This is a genomic window from Rheinheimera texasensis DSM 17496, from assembly GCF_000711985.1.
Classification (GTDB): Bacteria; Pseudomonadota; Gammaproteobacteria; order Enterobacterales; family Alteromonadaceae; genus Pararheinheimera; species Pararheinheimera texasensis.
In genome coordinates this window covers 219,488-236,092 of the sequence record NZ_KL544007.1, presented here as the reverse complement: position 1 = coordinate 236,092, position 16,605 = coordinate 219,488, and the positions used below count along the sequence as shown (strand labels likewise).

20 protein-coding genes and 2 tRNA genes are annotated in these 16,605 nt (G+C 54.2%); 8 read left to right on the top strand and 14 right to left on the bottom strand.

Annotated elements, in window-relative coordinates; all coding sequences use genetic code 11:
* Positions 1-133: 133 nt before the first annotated feature.
* Entirely contained in the window at positions 134-970 is an 837-nt protein-coding gene (locus tag Q399_RS0120300) for a 23S rRNA (adenine(2030)-N(6))-methyltransferase RlmJ (RefSeq protein ID WP_031571825.1), read from the top strand.
* Positions 970-1,770, top strand: coding sequence for a S1/P1 nuclease (locus Q399_RS0120295; RefSeq protein WP_031571823.1), 801 nt, complete (start codon positions 970-972; stop codon positions 1,768-1,770). Before Q399_RS0120300 ends, Q399_RS0120295 begins: the two co-directional genes overlap by 1 nt.
* On the opposite strand, the gene Q399_RS21790 is transcribed toward Q399_RS0120295, so the two are convergent.
* The 4 genes from Q399_RS21790 to Q399_RS0120275 form a co-directional block, all read right to left on the bottom strand.
* Positions 1,740-2,888, bottom strand: a complete 1,149-nt coding sequence (locus Q399_RS21790; protein ID WP_169739334.1) for a dienelactone hydrolase family protein — start codon at positions 2,886-2,888, stop codon at positions 1,740-1,742. The genes Q399_RS0120295 and Q399_RS21790 overlap by 31 nt on opposite strands.
* Positions 2,889-3,080: 192 nt before the next feature.
* Complete coding sequence (locus Q399_RS21785) at positions 3,081-3,722, bottom strand: HutD/Ves family protein (protein ID WP_051686206.1); 642 nt, start codon at positions 3,720-3,722, stop codon at positions 3,081-3,083.
* A 16-nt stretch (positions 3,723-3,738) separates the two neighbouring features.
* Positions 3,739-4,065 carry a DUF440 family protein gene (locus Q399_RS0120280; RefSeq protein ID WP_031571816.1) on the bottom strand — a complete coding sequence of 109 codons (327 nt, stop codon included), beginning with the start codon at positions 4,063-4,065 and terminating at the stop codon, positions 3,739-3,741.
* A gap of 37 nt (positions 4,066-4,102) precedes the next feature.
* The gene (locus tag Q399_RS0120275; RefSeq protein WP_031571814.1) at positions 4,103-4,852 is read right to left on the bottom strand and encodes a hypothetical protein; all 750 of its coding nucleotides are present in this window, start codon (positions 4,850-4,852) and stop codon (positions 4,103-4,105) included.
* Positions 4,853-5,024: 172 nt separating this feature from the next.
* Here Q399_RS0120275 and Q399_RS0120270 point away from each other — a divergent pair, with 172 nt between their 5' ends.
* The 5 genes from Q399_RS0120270 (at position 5,025) to rlmA (ending at position 8,772) form a co-directional block, all read left to right on the top strand.
* Positions 5,025-6,254 carry a sensor histidine kinase gene (locus Q399_RS0120270; RefSeq protein WP_031571812.1) on the top strand — a complete coding sequence of 410 codons (1,230 nt, stop codon included), beginning with the start codon at positions 5,025-5,027 and terminating at the stop codon, positions 6,252-6,254.
* Positions 6,251-6,886: a response regulator gene (locus Q399_RS0120265; RefSeq protein ID WP_031571810.1), complete on the top strand. Its 636-nt coding sequence runs from the start codon at positions 6,251-6,253 to the stop codon at positions 6,884-6,886. The genes Q399_RS0120270 and Q399_RS0120265 overlap by 4 nt, the downstream gene beginning before the upstream one ends.
* Positions 6,887-6,907: 21 nt before the next feature.
* The gene (locus Q399_RS0120260; RefSeq protein ID WP_031571807.1) at positions 6,908-7,300 is read left to right on the top strand and encodes a VOC family protein; all 393 of its coding nucleotides are present in this window, start codon (positions 6,908-6,910) and stop codon (positions 7,298-7,300) included.
* A 124-nt stretch (positions 7,301-7,424) separates the two neighbouring features.
* A complete protein-coding gene (locus Q399_RS0120255; protein ID WP_031571806.1) occupies positions 7,425-7,910 on the top strand; it encodes an SRPBCC family protein in 486 nt (161 codons plus the stop codon).
* Between the two features lie 61 nt (positions 7,911-7,971).
* Entirely contained in the window at positions 7,972-8,772 is an 801-nt protein-coding gene (rlmA, locus tag Q399_RS0120250; RefSeq protein WP_031571804.1) for a 23S rRNA (guanine(745)-N(1))-methyltransferase, read from the top strand.
* Positions 8,773-8,851: 79 nt separating this feature from the next.
* On the opposite strand, the gene Q399_RS0120245 is transcribed toward rlmA, so the two are convergent.
* From Q399_RS0120245 to Q399_RS0120220, 6 genes are all read right to left on the bottom strand, one after another.
* On the bottom strand, positions 8,852-10,105 hold the full coding sequence (locus Q399_RS0120245; RefSeq protein WP_051686205.1) for a serine hydrolase domain-containing protein: 1,254 nt from the start codon (positions 10,103-10,105) through the stop codon (positions 8,852-8,854).
* Between the two features lie 70 nt (positions 10,106-10,175).
* The gene (locus Q399_RS0120240; RefSeq protein WP_031571800.1) at positions 10,176-10,634 is read right to left on the bottom strand and encodes a gamma-glutamylcyclotransferase family protein; all 459 of its coding nucleotides are present in this window, start codon (positions 10,632-10,634) and stop codon (positions 10,176-10,178) included.
* Positions 10,621-11,163, bottom strand: coding sequence for a M48 metallopeptidase family protein (locus tag Q399_RS0120235; protein WP_245612948.1), 543 nt, complete (start codon positions 11,161-11,163; stop codon positions 10,621-10,623). The genes Q399_RS0120240 and Q399_RS0120235 overlap by 14 nt, the downstream gene beginning before the upstream one ends.
* A gap of 78 nt (positions 11,164-11,241) precedes the next feature.
* Positions 11,242-11,931 (bottom strand): hypothetical protein, encoded by a 690-nt coding sequence (locus Q399_RS0120230; RefSeq protein WP_031571795.1) that lies wholly within the window; start codon positions 11,929-11,931, stop codon positions 11,242-11,244.
* The gene (locus tag Q399_RS0120225; protein WP_051686204.1) at positions 11,918-12,508 is read right to left on the bottom strand and encodes a sigma-70 family RNA polymerase sigma factor; all 591 of its coding nucleotides are present in this window, start codon (positions 12,506-12,508) and stop codon (positions 11,918-11,920) included. The genes Q399_RS0120230 and Q399_RS0120225 overlap by 14 nt, the downstream gene beginning before the upstream one ends.
* Before the next feature lie 64 nt (positions 12,509-12,572).
* Positions 12,573-13,271, bottom strand: coding sequence for an energy transducer TonB (locus Q399_RS0120220; RefSeq protein WP_051686203.1), 699 nt, complete (start codon positions 13,269-13,271; stop codon positions 12,573-12,575).
* A gap of 94 nt (positions 13,272-13,365) precedes the next feature.
* On the opposite strand from Q399_RS0120220, the gene Q399_RS0120215 reads away from it, so the two are divergent.
* Positions 13,366-13,887, top strand: a complete 522-nt coding sequence (locus Q399_RS0120215; RefSeq protein ID WP_051686202.1) for a histidine phosphatase family protein — start codon at positions 13,366-13,368, stop codon at positions 13,885-13,887.
* Between the two features lie 6 nt (positions 13,888-13,893).
* Here Q399_RS0120215 and rlmC read toward each other — a convergent pair whose 3' ends face one another.
* From rlmC to Q399_RS0120195, 4 genes are all read right to left on the bottom strand, one after another.
* Complete coding sequence (gene rlmC / locus Q399_RS0120210; RefSeq protein ID WP_245612947.1) at positions 13,894-15,012, bottom strand: 23S rRNA (uracil(747)-C(5))-methyltransferase RlmC; 1,119 nt, start codon at positions 15,010-15,012, stop codon at positions 13,894-13,896.
* A gap of 156 nt (positions 15,013-15,168) precedes the next feature.
* Positions 15,169-15,258: transfer RNA gene (locus Q399_RS0120205), tRNA-Ser, on the bottom strand.
* A 118-nt stretch (positions 15,259-15,376) separates the two neighbouring features.
* Complete coding sequence (gene nadA / locus Q399_RS0120200) at positions 15,377-16,435, bottom strand: quinolinate synthase NadA (RefSeq protein ID WP_031571784.1); 1,059 nt, start codon at positions 16,433-16,435, stop codon at positions 15,377-15,379.
* A 94-nt stretch (positions 16,436-16,529) separates the two neighbouring features.
* A tRNA-Lys gene (locus tag Q399_RS0120195) sits at positions 16,530-16,605 on the bottom strand.

The following is a 16,605-nucleotide window of genomic DNA, read 5'->3' as shown; positions in this document are numbered from 1 at the left end:
GTCCTGTCACTGACGGGCCTGCAGCCCAAAAAGGTGCTCAGTTTACCGCAAAACCCTGCGCTATCGAAGAAAGACTTGAGTTTGTCATCGGCTGCAGTAAGCTGGCGCCAATTTGCGCCGTTTCGGAATATTTATGCTCAGTTACCGTCACAGTTTTCATGCCGGCAATCACGCCGACCTGGTCAAGCATCTGGTAGAAGTCGCTATCCTGATGTATTTAAAGAAAAAAGATAAGCCATTTTGCTATCACGACACCCACGCCGGCGCGGGTTTATATAGTCTCGACAGTGCGCAGGCGCAAAAAACCAGCGAGTATCAGACCGGTATCGGCAAGTTGTTTGGCTATCAGGCCAGTAGCCCGGCATTACAAACTTATCTGGAGCTGGTACGTGAGCTGAATCCGGACGGCCAGCTGCAGTTTTATCCCGGTTCGCCCGGCATTGCCCGGCTGATGTTGCGCGATGGTGACAGCATTCAGGCGACTGAACTGCATCCTGCGGATTTTCCATTGTTACAAACCCAGTTTGAAGGCCGCCGGTTTTGCCGCATTGAAAAAATGGACGCTTATGCCGGTCTGCGCGCCATGTTGCCACCGCTGCACAAGCGCGGTCTGGTATTGATTGACCCGCCATATGAGCTGAAAACCGAATACCAGGATCTGGTCAAAGGTCTGCAGCAAGGCGTGCAGCGTTTTCCACAAGGCACTTTTGCCATCTGGTATCCGGTGATTGAGCGCGCCAGTATTGAAGCGGTGATTGATGCGATTGTTGGCACCGGCATCCGCAATCAACTACGGATTGAACTGTGCCCGCTGCCTGACAGCAGTGGTTTTGGCATGACCGGCAGCGGCATGCTTGTGATCAACCCACCTTATACCCTCGCGGCGGAGATGAAAGATGCGCTGGCCGAGTTAGCGCCCTTGCTGGGTCCTTCGGTGCAATGGACAGTCCGCCAGCTGGTGGAGGAATAATGCGTTTAGCGTTTTTCCTTGGGCTGATGTTATGTTGGCTGCCCGGCAAAGTTCTGGCATTTGGCAGTATCGGTCATCAACAAGTGTGCAGCCTGGCCTATCAGCTGGTAAAACCAGACACCAGACAACAGATTGACCTGTTACTTGCTGTCGGTCCAGAAAAGCAGTTCGCCGAGGGCTGCATCTGGCCGGACGAAGCACGACGAGAACCGGCTTATCAGTTCACCACCCCTTTCCACTATCTGAATGTGCCGCGTCAACAGTCGCAGGTAAAAGCCACAGATTGTGCTGCCAGGGGCTGTTTACTCAGCGCACTGAAGCATTATGCGGCGCTGCTAAAACAACCCGGACAAAACCGGCAACGCGCCGAGGCTTTGTTGTTCTACAGCCATCTTATTGCTGATTTGCACCAGCCGCTACATGTTAGTTATGCCGACGATTTAGGCGGCAATAAAACCGCGGTTTATTATTTTGGCAAACCGTCAAATCTGCATGGAATCTGGGACACGGCGATGCTGAAAAGTCTCGGTTATGCCGACAATCAGCAATTGGCTGCAGGCAAACTGGCGGCACTGCCACCGGCCACAATCCTACAGTGGCAAAGCGGACAGCCGCTGGTGTGGGCACAGCAATCGCTGACACAAACCCGCAAGGTTTATCAGCGCTACAAACCTGGCATGTTATTCAGTCAGCCGGAACTGGACCGCGACGGACCGCTGATTGAAACCCGTCTGCTGCAGGCGGCAGTGCGCCTGGCCTGGCAGCTGGATCAGTTGCTACAACCGGCCCCTGGCAATTGAAGATCTGCCAACTGAAGCTGCGCCAGCCAGTGCAGCATCTCTTGCTGTAAGCCATCGCCAAAGCGATGGCCTTGTCCCTTTGCTATCACGAGTTCTGGCGCTGGTGCACCGCATTGTTGGTAACGGTTTTTCAGCTGTTGAAACGCCTCGTTGACCTCGGCAGGCGGCATTAAAGGGTCCTGCTCACCGTGCAGCAATAACAGTGGTTTAGGCGCAGCCAGCGCGGCGATATCCGGCAAATCCATCTGACGGTAAAGCCCGGGATGGATCATGTAGAAAGCAGTCTGGCCGCGGCTGAAGTTATTGCCAGGTTCCCGCAAAAACTTAAGGCTATTGAACCACCCCACACTGACAGCAGCATTTACATCTGCCGATATAGCCGCCAGCTGCCAGGCGCGAAATCCGCCCATCGAAAAGCCCACAGCAGCGATGCCCGTCACGCCGGGTTGGCGCGCCAAAAAAGCCGCTGCAGCTTCATCTTCCCGCGCCATCAGGCCGGCAAGACTGGCACCCTGCGCCTGTAAATTGGCTGCCAGTTGCTGCTGTTCAGCGTACTGAATCGGCCCGCGCGCACCAAAACCCGGCGCATCGGCCAGCAACACCAGATAACCTTGTGCCCGCAACAGTTCAGCAATAGTCATACCATCAAAATATTTTTGCTGCCACTGGCTGACCAACTGCGGCTGGTCGCTGAGCGCGGGCGGTAACCATTTGTCTTTGCCGATGCGAAATTCGGCGCCATGATCATGCAGCAGGATCACCGCGTTGATTGCGCCCTGACGCAACTTGGCTGGCTTATACAGATACAGATCCAGCGGCTGCCATAGCGGCAACCGCCACTGCTCAAGGTTGGTGATGCTTGCAGGATTAAGCCGTGTGGCGGCGGCAATCAAGACCGGATCAGCTGGTGGAAGTAACAAGGCATGATGGAGCAGATTTTTCGCCTGTTGCTGCCACAGCGCAAAATTGCCAGTAGCGGGCGGGAAAGCGCTTACTGACGGCGCAGCCAAGCGCAACTCAGGCGCTAATAATGCTGCGGAACTGGATGTTACATCAGCCTTCACTGTGCTGTTGGCTTGAACCGGCGCGAAAGCAGACAGCACGGCTATCAACAACATCAGCCCATACTGACGAGGCAAGAAAATAAACCGAGAGACGGATAAATCACAGGAACGCAGCTTGTGGTGCAGCATAATGCCAGCATTATCAAAACTCAGATAAAGCTGAGCTTGCCAAAAACTGCTTTCGATCACCAGAAGATTTTGCCACCGATAGACAGATTCTGCTTTCGCCAACAAAACCAACCGACTTTATGCGGTGGCAGCGATCCAGGCAGCCACCAGCTCGCAATCCACTGCCGCCAATAAAGTGCAGCTGGCTTCTGGCAACACCAACACATCACCACTTGCCAATGGATACTGCTGTGCGCCGCTTTGTATTTGGATTTGCTGGCCTTGACTCAGCCCATCGGCATAAATGAGCCACCAACCGCTGGCGACTGTCTGCAAAAACGCAGGTTGATTTGCCTGCAGGCGCAGCGCCCGCAGCCCACCTTGCAGACCAGCCGACAACATTAAATTGATGTCTCGCACCGGGCCATCGAGCAGTGTTGCATCAGTTGACGCCGCACCGGCAAAACCAGCCTGATGCTGCACACTGCAAAGCTGCATACGCTGTTGTGGTGCCCCTGGCGCAGTCACAGCGAGCTCAAGACCTGCACCACTGCGGATTGCCAGATATCGCTGGTAACCATCAAAGATGGTAAAGGGGCCGGATTGCAACACGGTCGCGCTGCTAAAACGCCAGTGAAAATCCCGCGCGGCGACGCTCGAGCCAATCGGAGCTATCGCCAGTTGCCGGGTTTCACCGCCAGCCCACTGCGTCACCAGCTGCTCAGATGCCGGGATAACCTGAACATAGACTGGCTTAGAGTTAGCAATCAGATTTACCATTTATTGCCCACGCCACTTACTGCCCGCGCCACTGGGCATGGCACAGTGCATCGTGTTTTTCTCTGCTGAGCAAAATACGCGCTAACACAAGGTCGGCCGCGCCATCAGTGCCGCCAAGACCAATCAGCGCTTCTAGGTGCAGCTCAGAGTCGAGCTCAGCACCAATCAGCTCCAGCCAGTCTTCGCCAGCCGGTACTAAATCCACATAAGCCCGGCTTTCATAATGTTGCTGATAAAGCGCGTAGTCCTCAGCACTCAGATTCTCACTGGCCAGTTCTTCAAAAATCGCAAATGCATGGTCACAAAGTTCATCCATCGACCAGAGTTCTAAGCTGTCTGACATCACAAGTCCCCGTAAATTGAGAGGCCCGCAGTATATCTCAGCGCGCCGCTGCCGTCTTGAGGCCCACGCGGGCTTTTACATAACGTTTGTTGTACCAGAAGGTCGCGGCTATGCCCAACGCCGACGGCAGCACCCAGCTGACCAGTTGCAGCTCAGGGCTGAAATCCAGCACTTTCCGGCCGCCGAAGGCAAAAAAGGCGGTAAAAATGGCGATGCCGGAGGCCAGCATATTGCCGATATGCTCTTTCAGTATCGCTGATTGTTCCACGCTGGCTCTGTGGATATACCGCAGACACCCGATGCTGCTAAAGAGCGCAATAGCGCCGAAAATTTGCCCCAATACAAACTGGCGTGGCACGGCCTGCCATAAAGTCCAGATGGCGTAGCCAAATGTGATTAGTACTAAAGCCTGATGCGACCAATGTTTGAGCGCGACACGCGCAGCACCAGCCTGCAATGCCAACAAGCCCTGGCGTAAATTCATCAGCGCCAGCAAACACAGCAATAGTAAAAACCCAGACATCAGCCTAACCCGCTCAGCAAACACCTGCGGGTCTTGGCCGACACGTAAATCAGCCGCTTTGACCACCAGCGGCGCAGACAGCACCAGTGCACACATCAAAACACCGGCGCCACAAATCAGATACATCAGCGTGCTGTACCAATGGCCGCTGCGCACATGCCAGGGACTGCCTTTTTTCGCCAGCATTGGCCCCCAGAACACGCACAACGCCAGTGCGCCACAAACCACATGTAAAACTAATAAAAACTGATGCAACATTTGCATAAAAAGCCTCCGGGCGGTTGCGATCTCAACTGAAACCAGCATGCGGCTTTTACGCGGGCCGGCACAGTGCCACAAGTCACTTTCGGCACTATGACTTCTGGCCTATTGCTGGTACAGGCAGGCCTCGCGCATACTGCGAGACTTCTGTAGACCCGACCTGAGCAAAAAATTGATGACTGACTCTGTCGCGCCCTTGCCAACGCCAACGCCAACGCCAACGCCAACGCCAACGCCGGCCAGCGTGCATCCGGCGCGCTGGCTGCATAAAGAAAATCTGGCGGCAGTGCTGAGCTGGCTGGTGTTTGCTTATATCCAGCAAAGCACGGCCATGCAGCTCTATGGCAACTGGCATCCGCTCAGCCTGTTGTGCGCGGTCAGTTTATTGCTGTTTATCGGGTTGTTTTTTTATTGTCAGTCCTGCGAAGAACATTCCACCCCATGGGTTGGCTTGGTCACGATGTGGGCGGCACTGACGACAACCGCGGTGCTGGCACCGAATGGCTTTGCCGCTGGCCTCGGTGTGTTGTGGTGCTGTCTGTTGCCCTGGTTCGTGCCGGCGCGCTGGTTATATCTGATGATCGTACCGGCGTTATTGCCAGTGCTGATCATGCAGTCACTGGATGGCTTGCGTCTTGGTGAAGGCCTGATGATTCTGGTCTGTGGCACTTTTCAGTTTTTTGCCATGTTTGCGATGAGCAAAGCGCGCGAAGAAAAGCTGGCGCGTGAGGCCTTAGCCCAGACGCATCAGGCATTATTGGCCGCGCACTCGCAACTGGCGATACAAGCCGCAGATGCCGAACGGCTGCGTATTGCCCGCGATTTACACGACAGTCTGGGCCATCATCTGACCGCTTTAGTCATTCAGCTGCAGGTTGCCGGTTACCAAAGCAGCCAGCTCAGTGCAGCTGATACCGCCAATGACACGGCACAACAGGCACTGACCGGGCACATTCAACATTGCCATGATCTGGCCAAACAACTGCTACAGGAAATACGGCACACTGTGTCGCAACTACGTGAACCTGCGCTGCCACAACTGGCGTTGCAACTTAAAGCACTGGCGCAAAACGTACCTCAGTTGCAGCTGGACCTGCAAATCCCGCCCGGTTTGCCTTCAGATCCGCTGTCTACAGCACTGCTGTACCGGGTCAGTCAGGAAGCCATCACCAACACTGTACGCCACAGCGGCGCCAGCAGCGCCCAACTGCAATTATGGCAATACAAAGATCAAATTCACTATCGCTTTCGCGACAATGGCCAGCTCCCGCACTGGCCACTGATTGAGGGTCATGGCCTGACCGGCATGCGCGAGCGCATTGAGCAAGCCGGCGGTCGTTTGCTGCTGTCAAACCCGGAGCAACAGCTGCAGATTGATATTGAATTGCCGGCGGTGACGACATGAGGATCCGGATCATTGTTATCGACGACCAAACCTTAGTCCGTCAGGGCATTATCAGCTTATTGCAGCTGGATGCAGAGATCGAAGTGGTGGCAGAGGCCAGCAATGGTAGTGAAGTCGTCACGCTGGTGCAGCAATATCAACCGGACCTGCTGCTGATGGATATCCGCATGCCGCAGGTCAGTGGTATTGATGCGCTGCATTCATTGCAGCAGGCCGGACTGCGCGTACCGGTGCTGATGCTGACCACTTTTGATGACCATCAGCAGGTACTGAGCGCGATGCTGGCCGGTGCCCGTGGTTATCTTTTAAAAGATGTCGCGCTTGATGTGCTGCTGCAGGCGATCCGCACTGTTGCCGTCGGCGGCTCTTTGTTGCAACCGGCACTGACCGACCGTATCCTGCAATCCCGCCAGATCACTGACGCGCCGCAGGACACTGAAACACTGTCGCCCAAAGAGGTTGAAGTGCTGCGATTATTGGCGGCCGGCTTCAGTAACAGGGAAATCGCCACCGCGGTGTTTAAGTCTGAAGGCACAGTGAAAAATCAGGTGTCGGCCATTTTAAGTAAACTCGGTGTGCGCGACAGAACCAAGGCGGTACTGAAAGCCATCGATCTTGGTTTATTGCATTAACTCATTTTGGAATATTCAACTATGCAACAACAACTTGCCCTCGTCAGCCTGCTCGTGCGCGATTACGACGAGGCCATCGACTTTTACTGCAACAAGTTAGGCTTCCGGCTGGTAGAAGATACCCCACAAGGGCAAAAACGCTGGGTCGTCATCGCACCGCAAGGCGACACAGGTTCAGCACTGTTACTGGCGCGCGCCAGCGATGCAGAGCAACAGGCGATGATTGGCCGCCAGGGCGCCGGGCGGGTTTGGTTGTTTTTACAAACCGATGATTTTGAACGCGATTATCAACGCATGGCCGCCGCTGGTGTACAATTTCAAGAAACGCCGCGCTATGAACCCTACGGTACAGTTGCCGTGTTTGCCGACCTCTATGGCAACCTGTGGGATTTAATCGAACGGAAAAATACCTGATATTTTTCTGACAAATCATCCGGCTGACTTGGGTACGTCATATTCCTGCTCCTACACTGTTGAATCCGGTAGATGTCTATCGGGCCAGGCATCCAACAACAGGCATCCAACAAGGAGTGGTGTGATGGTTGAGTCGGAACTCATTCAGGTTCGTCATTTATTTCGTCAGCCCCCGACACAAGTATTTGACCATTGGCTGGCCGAGCATCAGGCCGGTCGCTGGATGTTCGCCACGCCGCAGGGCCGGATGCATCACCTGCAGCTGGAATTCACCCCCAATCAGCAATTTCGCGTCATCGAACAGTTAAATGGACATCAGTGGATCCATACTGCCGAGTATCATCAAATCCTGCGCCCGCACTTGCTGCTGTTCAGTTGCAGCACCAGCGCGATGGCCAGGTGCTCGCCGCCTGGCCTCGCCGAACCAGACATGGTGCAGTTACAATTTCAGCCGCACCCGTTGGGGTGCGAACTGGTACTGAGCCACCAGACCTCCGCGCAATGGGCTTTGTATCGCCAGCAATTAATTGAAGGCTGGACGCACATTTTTGCCAGCCTGATGGCCGAACTGAATGATTTGGAGTATCAACCCGGCGAGATCCTGAATTAAGTGCGGCCAACTGTCCGCTTGGTTATAATCGCGGCCTTTGCCCGACAGTCCCGGAGTTCTGATGTATCGCTGCCCGCTTTGCCGTGAAATATTAAGTAAGCAGAACAATGCCTGGCGCTGCATAAATGGTCATCAGTTTGATATCGCGCGGGAAGGTTATGTCAATTTGCTGCCGGTGCAGAACAAGAAGTCGCTCGATCCGGGTGACAATGCCGAGATGATCCAGGCTCGCCGCGCCTTTCTTGATGCCGGTCACTATCAGTTTCTGGCCGAAGCCATCAGCCAACAGCTGGCTGCTGTCCTTCAAGGTGCCGGCGCACTGTTGGATCTGGGCTGTGGCGAAGGCTACTACAGCGCTAAAGTCGCTGCGGCGCTTGCCGGGGTTGACGTCTTTGGTCTGGATATTTCTAAAACTGCAGTGCGGTATGCCGCCAAGCGCTACACAAACCTGCTTTGCTGTGTTGCCAGCAGTTATGCCTTGCCATTTGCAGATGGCGTTTTTGCCGGCTTACTGCGCATCTATGCGCCGTCAGACGCAGATGAGATGGCCCGGGTGCTGAGGCCAGGCGGCTATCTGCTGACGGTCAGTCCGGCACCCGAACATTTACTGCAGTTCAAGCAACAAGCCTACGCCACAGTGCGGCTGCACCCGGACACCATCAAACAAGAAGCGGGGTTCAGCCATGTGAAGCGCCAACGCCTGCAATCGTTATGGCAGGCGCCTGATGCCGCAACCATGCTGCAGCTAATTGAGATGACGCCACTGGCTTACAAACTCAACGCCACCATGCGCGAGCTGTTGTGTCAGCAATTGCCGGCTATTCAGCTGGATTTTTATCTCGATTTATATCAGAAGGATTAATTGCGACGGCCTCTTTGCAGGCGCAGTCCAGCGATAGTCTGGCGCCGTCATCCGCAGAATGTGCCGGCGCCTGTCTGAATTATCTGTTGGTCGTTTTCGCGGCGGGCTTTTTGGGCGCTGGTTTTTTCTTTACCGGCGGCTTCTGCGTTTTTTTCGTCAGCTTTTTCACCGGTTTTTTGCCGGCTTTTTTTGTCGGCACCGGCACAGCCTGGGCCGGCGTATCAAGCATCTGATGCCAGAAATAACTGCCGAGTTCAGCTACAGCATTGGTTTGCGCATTCACAAGCACCGCCACGCCTAAACCGGCGTCCGGCGAATACGACATATCAGTACGATAACCACGCACCAGGCCACCATGATGATACACAGTGTTCTTGCCAAACTGATATACCCGCAGGCCCAGGCCATAATGCGCCGTAGTGACATAAGGGCCATAAGTACGCCCCTGCAGGTTGTCTGCAGTTTTAACCCTTGGCGTTTCAATGTCTTTTAACACCGCAGCAGACAGCACCTGGGGCTTGTGGCCTAACCGCGCAATCAGCCATTTGCCCATATCCATCGCGCTGGCATTAACGCCTGCTGCCGGATTGACGCGGTAATAAGTTGGCACCACTTTGGTTTCGGCCCAGCCTTTACGGGTACCGATATGCGGCATAGCGCGGTTTTTACTGGCGAGAAAGCCGGCATAACCGACACTGGCGGTATGCATTTGCAGCGGTTTAAAAATACGCTGCTCCAGCAGCTTTTCATAAGGCTGGCCGGTCGTTTTTAGCAGCACAGTTTCAATCTGGCTGAACAACACGTTCTGATAACCATAACAACGACCCGGCACACACCGCGGGTTGATATTTTTAAATTTGGGCAGGATTTGCGCCGGTGTCTGACCAGCTTCGATGAGTTCATCAAAGGCGTTGTCGACTAAGCCGGCATTCTGGCCAAGCAAATGTTCAACTTTTAACTGTGCCGTCATCGCCTGACTGCGGAACTGCAGACCAGGCACATAGCGGGTGACGCGATCGTTCCAGTCAAAACGGCCTTCGTGTTCGACCTGAGCCGCGAGGCCAGCCGCAAAGGTTTTTGACACTGACGCTAAACGGAAAATGGTGTTGGCGTCGACCGGCGTTTTACTGCCGACTGAGCGCACGCCATAAGCGCCGACCCGGACAATCCGGTCATTTTTTACGATGACATACACAGCACCAGGCACCCGGTTTTTCGCCATTTTTTGCTGAAATTCGCGATGAAACTGATTAGCGAACTCATCGACAGAAGGGGCTGCCAGCACAGAGCCCGCCCATAAAACCAGGCCGGCGACTGCAGTAAATTTCCACATAGACAAATATCCTGTCCCGCGGTCACAGCTGGGCAGCTCAGGCCTGCCGGAGAGCAAAGTCACAACAAAATCAGGATTTTGTCGCAGCCAATGCCTGTAACATCTGCGGGATCACTTGCTGAATAAAATGCGCTTTTTGCGCCTCACTGACCAGCTCCGGTTGCCAGTCGCCCGAAATATAAGGCGTTAAGGCCGGACCAATCGCATAACAGAATGCTGAATACCACTGCCCTGCGGCCTGCACCCGCACGGCTTTTTTCACATAATGACCGGAATCTATCTCTTCAAAAAAATCCAGCGCACGAACCGCTTCCGGACCTACATCTAACAGTAGTTTTCCCTGCTGCACCCGGCCCGGTGCTTCGGTCAGTACCGGTACCGGCGCATCGAGCGGATTTTGACTGAGACCACGGCGCTGATGGTCCGCTAACACGGCATCCAGCATCTGGTAACGCTGCCCGGTGATGGCTTCGACAATCTCCGGAAACATTAATAAACCGTAGACAAAAATATGCTCAGTTGTCTGCATCGGCGGCTCCTCCAGCCAGGTCCTGCCAGGTCAGAAACAACCGCAGGTCCAGTTCCAGTTGATGATACTGGGGTTCCATGTGCTGACACAATTGGTAAAACGCCTTGTTATGATCTTTTTCCCGCAAATGGGCTAATTCATGCACCACAATCATGTGCAGCAACGGCAATGGCAAGGTTTTTAACAGGCTGGCTACGCGAATTTCATTTTTACTTTTCAGCGCCTTACCCTGCACCCGGCTGACCTGGCTGTGCAGGCCCAACGCGTTATTAACGATATGGATCTTAGGGTCAAAGCAGATTTTGCTGATGGGGGCTGAACTGCGCATAAACTGCTGTTTCAGCGCCATAGTGTATTCATACAAACGCGCATCAGATTGAATGTCGTGGCGGCCGTCCGGATAACGCTTTTTCAAGGTGCTGCCGAGTGTACCGGCCTGCACCAGCGCGCGTACTTGTTGCTGAATTGATTCCGGATACTGGCGTAAATATGGTAAATCCACCGGCGCTTTGCCTCTTAATGCCTGCAAGTGCAACTGCAGTTGCGAAAAGCGCTATTGTAACCGCAGCCTTGCAACCGACCAAGTCAACCGCTGCTGACACAGCTGCTAAATCGCGCAGTGCGGTGCTTCAATACCCGGTTTTAGTGCCAGAATCTGCCCCTGTGTGCCCGTTGTCAGCAGTAAAAACCGGCTTTGTTCCAGCTGTTGCCATTGTTGCTGATCCGCTTGCTGCTGTCTGAGCGCAGCCAGCAAATCGGTATGAACCTGTAACTGCAAGCGGTCGCAACTCTGTAACTGCCAGCCAGCTGCCGTGGCCTCGCGCCATACGGCAACCGTGCGGGCGGCCTGTTGCTGACTCTCGTGCTGACTGCGCAGATAATCCTGATACACCAGCTGATATTGTTGCTGACGCTGCTGCGCGCGGGTCGGGCTGGCAGCCACGGTTTGCTGCTCTGCCGTTGCCACTGGCGCCAGCTGATGAATTTGAATGGTGTATAAGCCCTGTTGCTGTTGTTCAATCTGATACATCAACTCAGGCGGCGACAGCCAGACCACCAGTACTAAAATACAGGCCGCCAGCGCCATCACTTGCTGTACTGCGGGTTGCCAATCCCGGCTGCGGCGCAGCGGCTTTTCCTTTAACACCAGCTGCTGTAATGCCTGACGCTGTGCTTTATCCAGCCGATGTTGCTGTTTACTAAGCTGATGCCATTGCCGCAAAGCCACGTCAAGTTGTGGCGCGACATCTGTGTCTTTAGCTGCTGGCGTGACACCGGCTGATTTATCTGTGTTCATGAGTCTGCTCCGCAGTGGCTGTCAGCCACAGCTGCAATTGATGACGGGCATATCTGAGCCGGGTTTTCACGGTTTCCTGACCGACGCCGGTAATTTCGCTGATTTGTGCCAGCGAAAAATCCTCCAGTTGCAGTAATAAAGCTTCACGCTGCAACAGTGGCAAACGTTGGATCGCCAGATCTAAGTTGGCAGACTGTTCTGCAGCCAATAATTGCTGTAACGGCTTTGCCGCCGGATCCGGCAATTCATCCAGCAACTCCTGTGCGGCGTGCGACCGCTGACGGCGCCATTCATCAATCAGCAGGTTCCGGCCAATACTGAATAGCCAGGTTTTGACCGAGCTTTGGCCCTGATAGCTGCCGGCGTGCAGCATCAATTGGATCCAGGCCTGCTGACTTAAATCCTGCGCCAGTTCGGCATCACTTTGCTGCAGTAAAAAATGGTACAAAGCATCGGCATAACGCAAAAACAATTGCTGCAACAGGGCCGGATCTGCTTGCTGCTGATACTGCTGCAGCAGCAGCCGGCTTTCCACCTGCACCGGCCCTGCCAGTCGCCCCAACCATTTCCATCCCATACTGCCTCCCCTGCCGCTTCACGCGGCCTCTGGCAACCCGCACATCACATGAACCAGTAACAAATTAACCTTGCTGGTCCAGCCGGAAGTCCAGTTGCACTTCCAGATCACTTTGCGCAACAGCGCGACCATTTTCAAGTTTTGGCTGATATTTCCAGTTCTTCAGCGCACGGATGGCTTCCTGCTCAAACACCCGTCGCGGTTCTGCAGCCAGCACCCGGACATCTGTGACCCGGCCATCCGCGGCAATGTTAAAGCGCAGTTGTACCCAGCCGTTTATTCCGTCTCTGGCCGCTGCAGGCGGATATTTGGGTTCAATCCGCACCAGCGGCGTGGCTGCTTTATCTGCGCCGGCCGGCGCTTCCAGAGACGGTCCTGTCAGTGCAATGACCGGCCGCCCGCTATCAGACGTGACATCCAGCATATCGCCAGGTTCTGCCGACGTTGGCATTGCCAGTTTTGGTATTAGCTGTGGCACAGGCGGCTGCGGAATTTGCCGGATGATTTTTTTCGCGGCAGATTCCTCCCGCGGCACCAGCGGAGTGACATCAAACACCGTATCAACTTTGGCTGTGATGGGCGCAGTTGACTGCACCAGCTGCGCCATCAGCTGAAACAACGCAAAGCTAATCAGCGCTGCCGCAGCAGCCATCGTCAGGCCACGTATCATTGCTGGCAGCCAGTTTAGATTTTTGGGGGCTTGCTGCGCGTACAATAGCCCGGCACCAGGTTGCAGATTGTCGGATAATAAAATGCTTGTCATGATGCGTCTCCAGAGAAATGTAGATTTGCAAAATACGGTGCTTGTTGCACCACGTTCAGAGATTGGACGCAGCAGAAACAAAAAAGGGGTGACCATGGCTGGCAAATATTTTTGTACAACAATCGCGATAGGCTTGTTGTTTGGGGCTAGTTGGACGGCAGCCGTGCGGGCGGCAGATATCCAACAGCTGTATTTGGTCCGCCATGCTGAAAAAGCCGACAGCAGCAAAGATCCGGAGCTTTCCGCCTGTGGTCAGGCACAAGCCGCCGCATTAGCAACATTATTACAGGGAGTACCATTACCACTGCTATACCACAGTGGCTATCAGCGCACCAAACAAACCGCTGCCGCCAGTCTGAAAGACGGGCGCAGCCTGCAGCAATACGATGCGAAAGACCTGACGACTCTAGCGAAAGAGTTGCAGAGCACTGGCACCAATGCGCTGGTGGTTGGTCACAGCAACACCACACCGCAGCTGGCGACCTTACTCAGCAAGATGGCAGTACCTGAATTAACTGAACAGGATTATGGCCGGATTTATCAGCTGACCCGCGCCGCTGAACTGTGGTCGCTGCAAATCCTGCAACTGCCACAACCGGCGGAGTGTAAGCGGTAAAGTCTGTTAGATGTCACTGCGCTGCAACAGCACTAAAACTTCCGCGTGATCAGTATGCGGGAACATGTCAAAGAGTTGGGCGCGTTGCGGCTGAAAAGCCGGCAAACTTTGCAGGTCGCGCGCCAGCGTCGCCGGATTACAGCTTGAATACAACAGCGCTTTGGGTTTTAACGCATCGATGCGCTGACAAAGTGCAGGCCCTAAGCCCCGACGCGGCGGGTTGACGACCAGTAAATCCGGTGCCTGCTGTGCTGCGTCGGCAAAAGCGCTGGCGTCCAGCGCGCGAAAATCTATCTGGACTCCACGTTCCTGTGCGGCGCGACTGGCACAATCGATAGCCGGCGCCGAAATTTCAATGCCGGTGACCTGCACACCGGGTTTAGCCAGATGCAAGGCAAACCCGCCCACACCACAGAACAAGTCCCAGATCCGCGTTGGCTGCAATGAGGCTGTCCAGTCTCGCGCCGTCTGATACAAAGCGGCGGCAACCGCGGTGTTAGTCTGAAAAAAGCTCTGTGGCTGCAGATAAAGCACTACGTCATTCAGTTGCTGACGCAGCATGTTCTGGCTGCTCAGCACAAATTCCTGCTCACCTTCCAGAATGGCTTTATGCTCCGGTTGCAAGTTCACTGTGACCACAGCCAGCTCCGGCCATTGTTGCTGCAGTGCTGGCAAATGTTTGCGGATAGCGGCCAGATGATGTTGTGAGCGCAACACAAAGCGCAGCAACCAACCGTCCAGGTCGCTGTAACTGAGCAGAATAAATTTCAGCTCACCACGGCGGCTGTCTAACTGATAAGGTTCCAGTCGCACCAGACGGATAAATTCAATCAGATGGTTAAAAGCACTCTGAAAGCCCGCCGGATACAGCTGACAGTTCGTCAGGTCCACCGGCTCGTCGCCATTGAGAATGCCAAGTACTGGCTGCTGACTGGTCCCCATCACCACCATTTTGGCTTTATTGCGAAACTGCGCAATTGCGCTCTCTTGCGGCGCTACCAGAGTCAGCTGCGGCAAAATCTGCTGCAACTGCGCTTGCTTGCGTTCAAGCTGCTGCTGATAAGGTTGATGGATATGCGGGCAAGACCCACATTTGCCACTGGCAAAAATCTCGCAATGCAACATGCATACCTAAGAATGTGACGTGACCGCTATTTTAACAAAAGCAATGCCAGCACGCTCGAATAATCAGCCGGCAATCGCCAGCGCCAATAACGATGCGCAGGACAGCTGATGAAACAAAAAAGCCCCGCAGGTTAGTGCGGGGCTCTTCACTGAATATGGCGGAGAGAGAGGGATTCGAACCCTCGTTAGGGGTTAACCTAAACACACTTTCCAGGCGTGCGCCTTCAGCCACTCAGCCATCTCTCCGGGACTTGCCTCAGCAAGCGCCGACATACTAGGTAAATTCTGTGGCCTTGGCAACTGGAAAATACCGGGGCGCCGTTATTCGCTGGAAATTTCAGCAGTTTAGCAGCACTTCCTTTGTTCAGGCATTGCCTTTGACTGCGACCTTATTGGTTTTGGCAAAACCGAGCATCCGGTCCAGTGGCACTAACGCTTGTTCACGCAGGGCGGCATCAACAAAAATCTCGTGGCCCTGCGCATCGATCAGCGCCGCTTCAATCGCCTGTAAACCATTCATCGCCATCCAGGGGCAATGTGCACAGCTACGACAAGTAGCGCCGTTACCGCCGGTCGGGGCTTCGATAAAGGTCTTATCCGGCATCGCCTGCTGCATCTTATAAAAGATGCCCCGGTCGGTGGCGACGATAAAAGTATCATTCGGCAGCGTTTGGCTGGCTTTAATCAGTTGGCTGGTGGAGCCAACCGCATCAGCAAGGTCGACCACACTGGCCGGCGATTCAGGATGCACCAGCACAGCGGCTTGCGGATGTTGTTTTTTCAGTTCAACCAAGGCTTTGGCTTTGAACTCGTCGTGCACGATACAGGCACCTTGCCATAAAATCATGTCTGCGCCGGTTTGCTTCTGCACATAAGCACCTAAATGCCGATCCGGTCCCCACAGAATTTTTTTGCCTTCGCTATCCAGATGTTCTACTACATCTAAAGCAATTGACGAAGTGACCACCCAGTCCGCACGGGCTTTTACCGCAGCAGAGGTATTGGCATACACCACTACTACTCGGTCCGGATGCTCATCACAAAAAGCAGAAAACGCATCAGCCGGACACCCCAAATCCAGTGAACAGGTCGCTTCCAGCGTTGGCATCAGGACAGTTTTTTCCGGATTGAGGATTTTGGCGGTTTCGCCCATAAATTTCACGCCAGCGACGAGCAGTGTTTTCGCCGGATGGGCGTTGCCGAATCGCGCCATCTCTAAGGAATCCGAGACACAACCGCCAGTCTCTTCGGCTAAGGCCTGGATTTCCGGGTCTGTGTAATAGTGCGCAACCAGAACAGCATCTTTTTGCTGTAATAAGGCTTTAATCCGGCTCTTGTACGCTTGTTTGTCATCGGTTGACAATGGCACAGGCTTTTTCGGGAAGACGAAGTCAAGTTCGTTAAAATGCAGCGCTTGATTCATGCGGATAAACTCCGGGCTGAAAAAGGTGGCGTATTATACACAGCTTTGTCGCTGAGAGACATAATAGGGCGAAGTGTTTGAAATATTCGGGAATTGGTGGGTCATGATGGATTCGAACCATCGACCAACGGATTAAAAGTCCGCTGCTCTACCAGCTGAGCTAATGACCC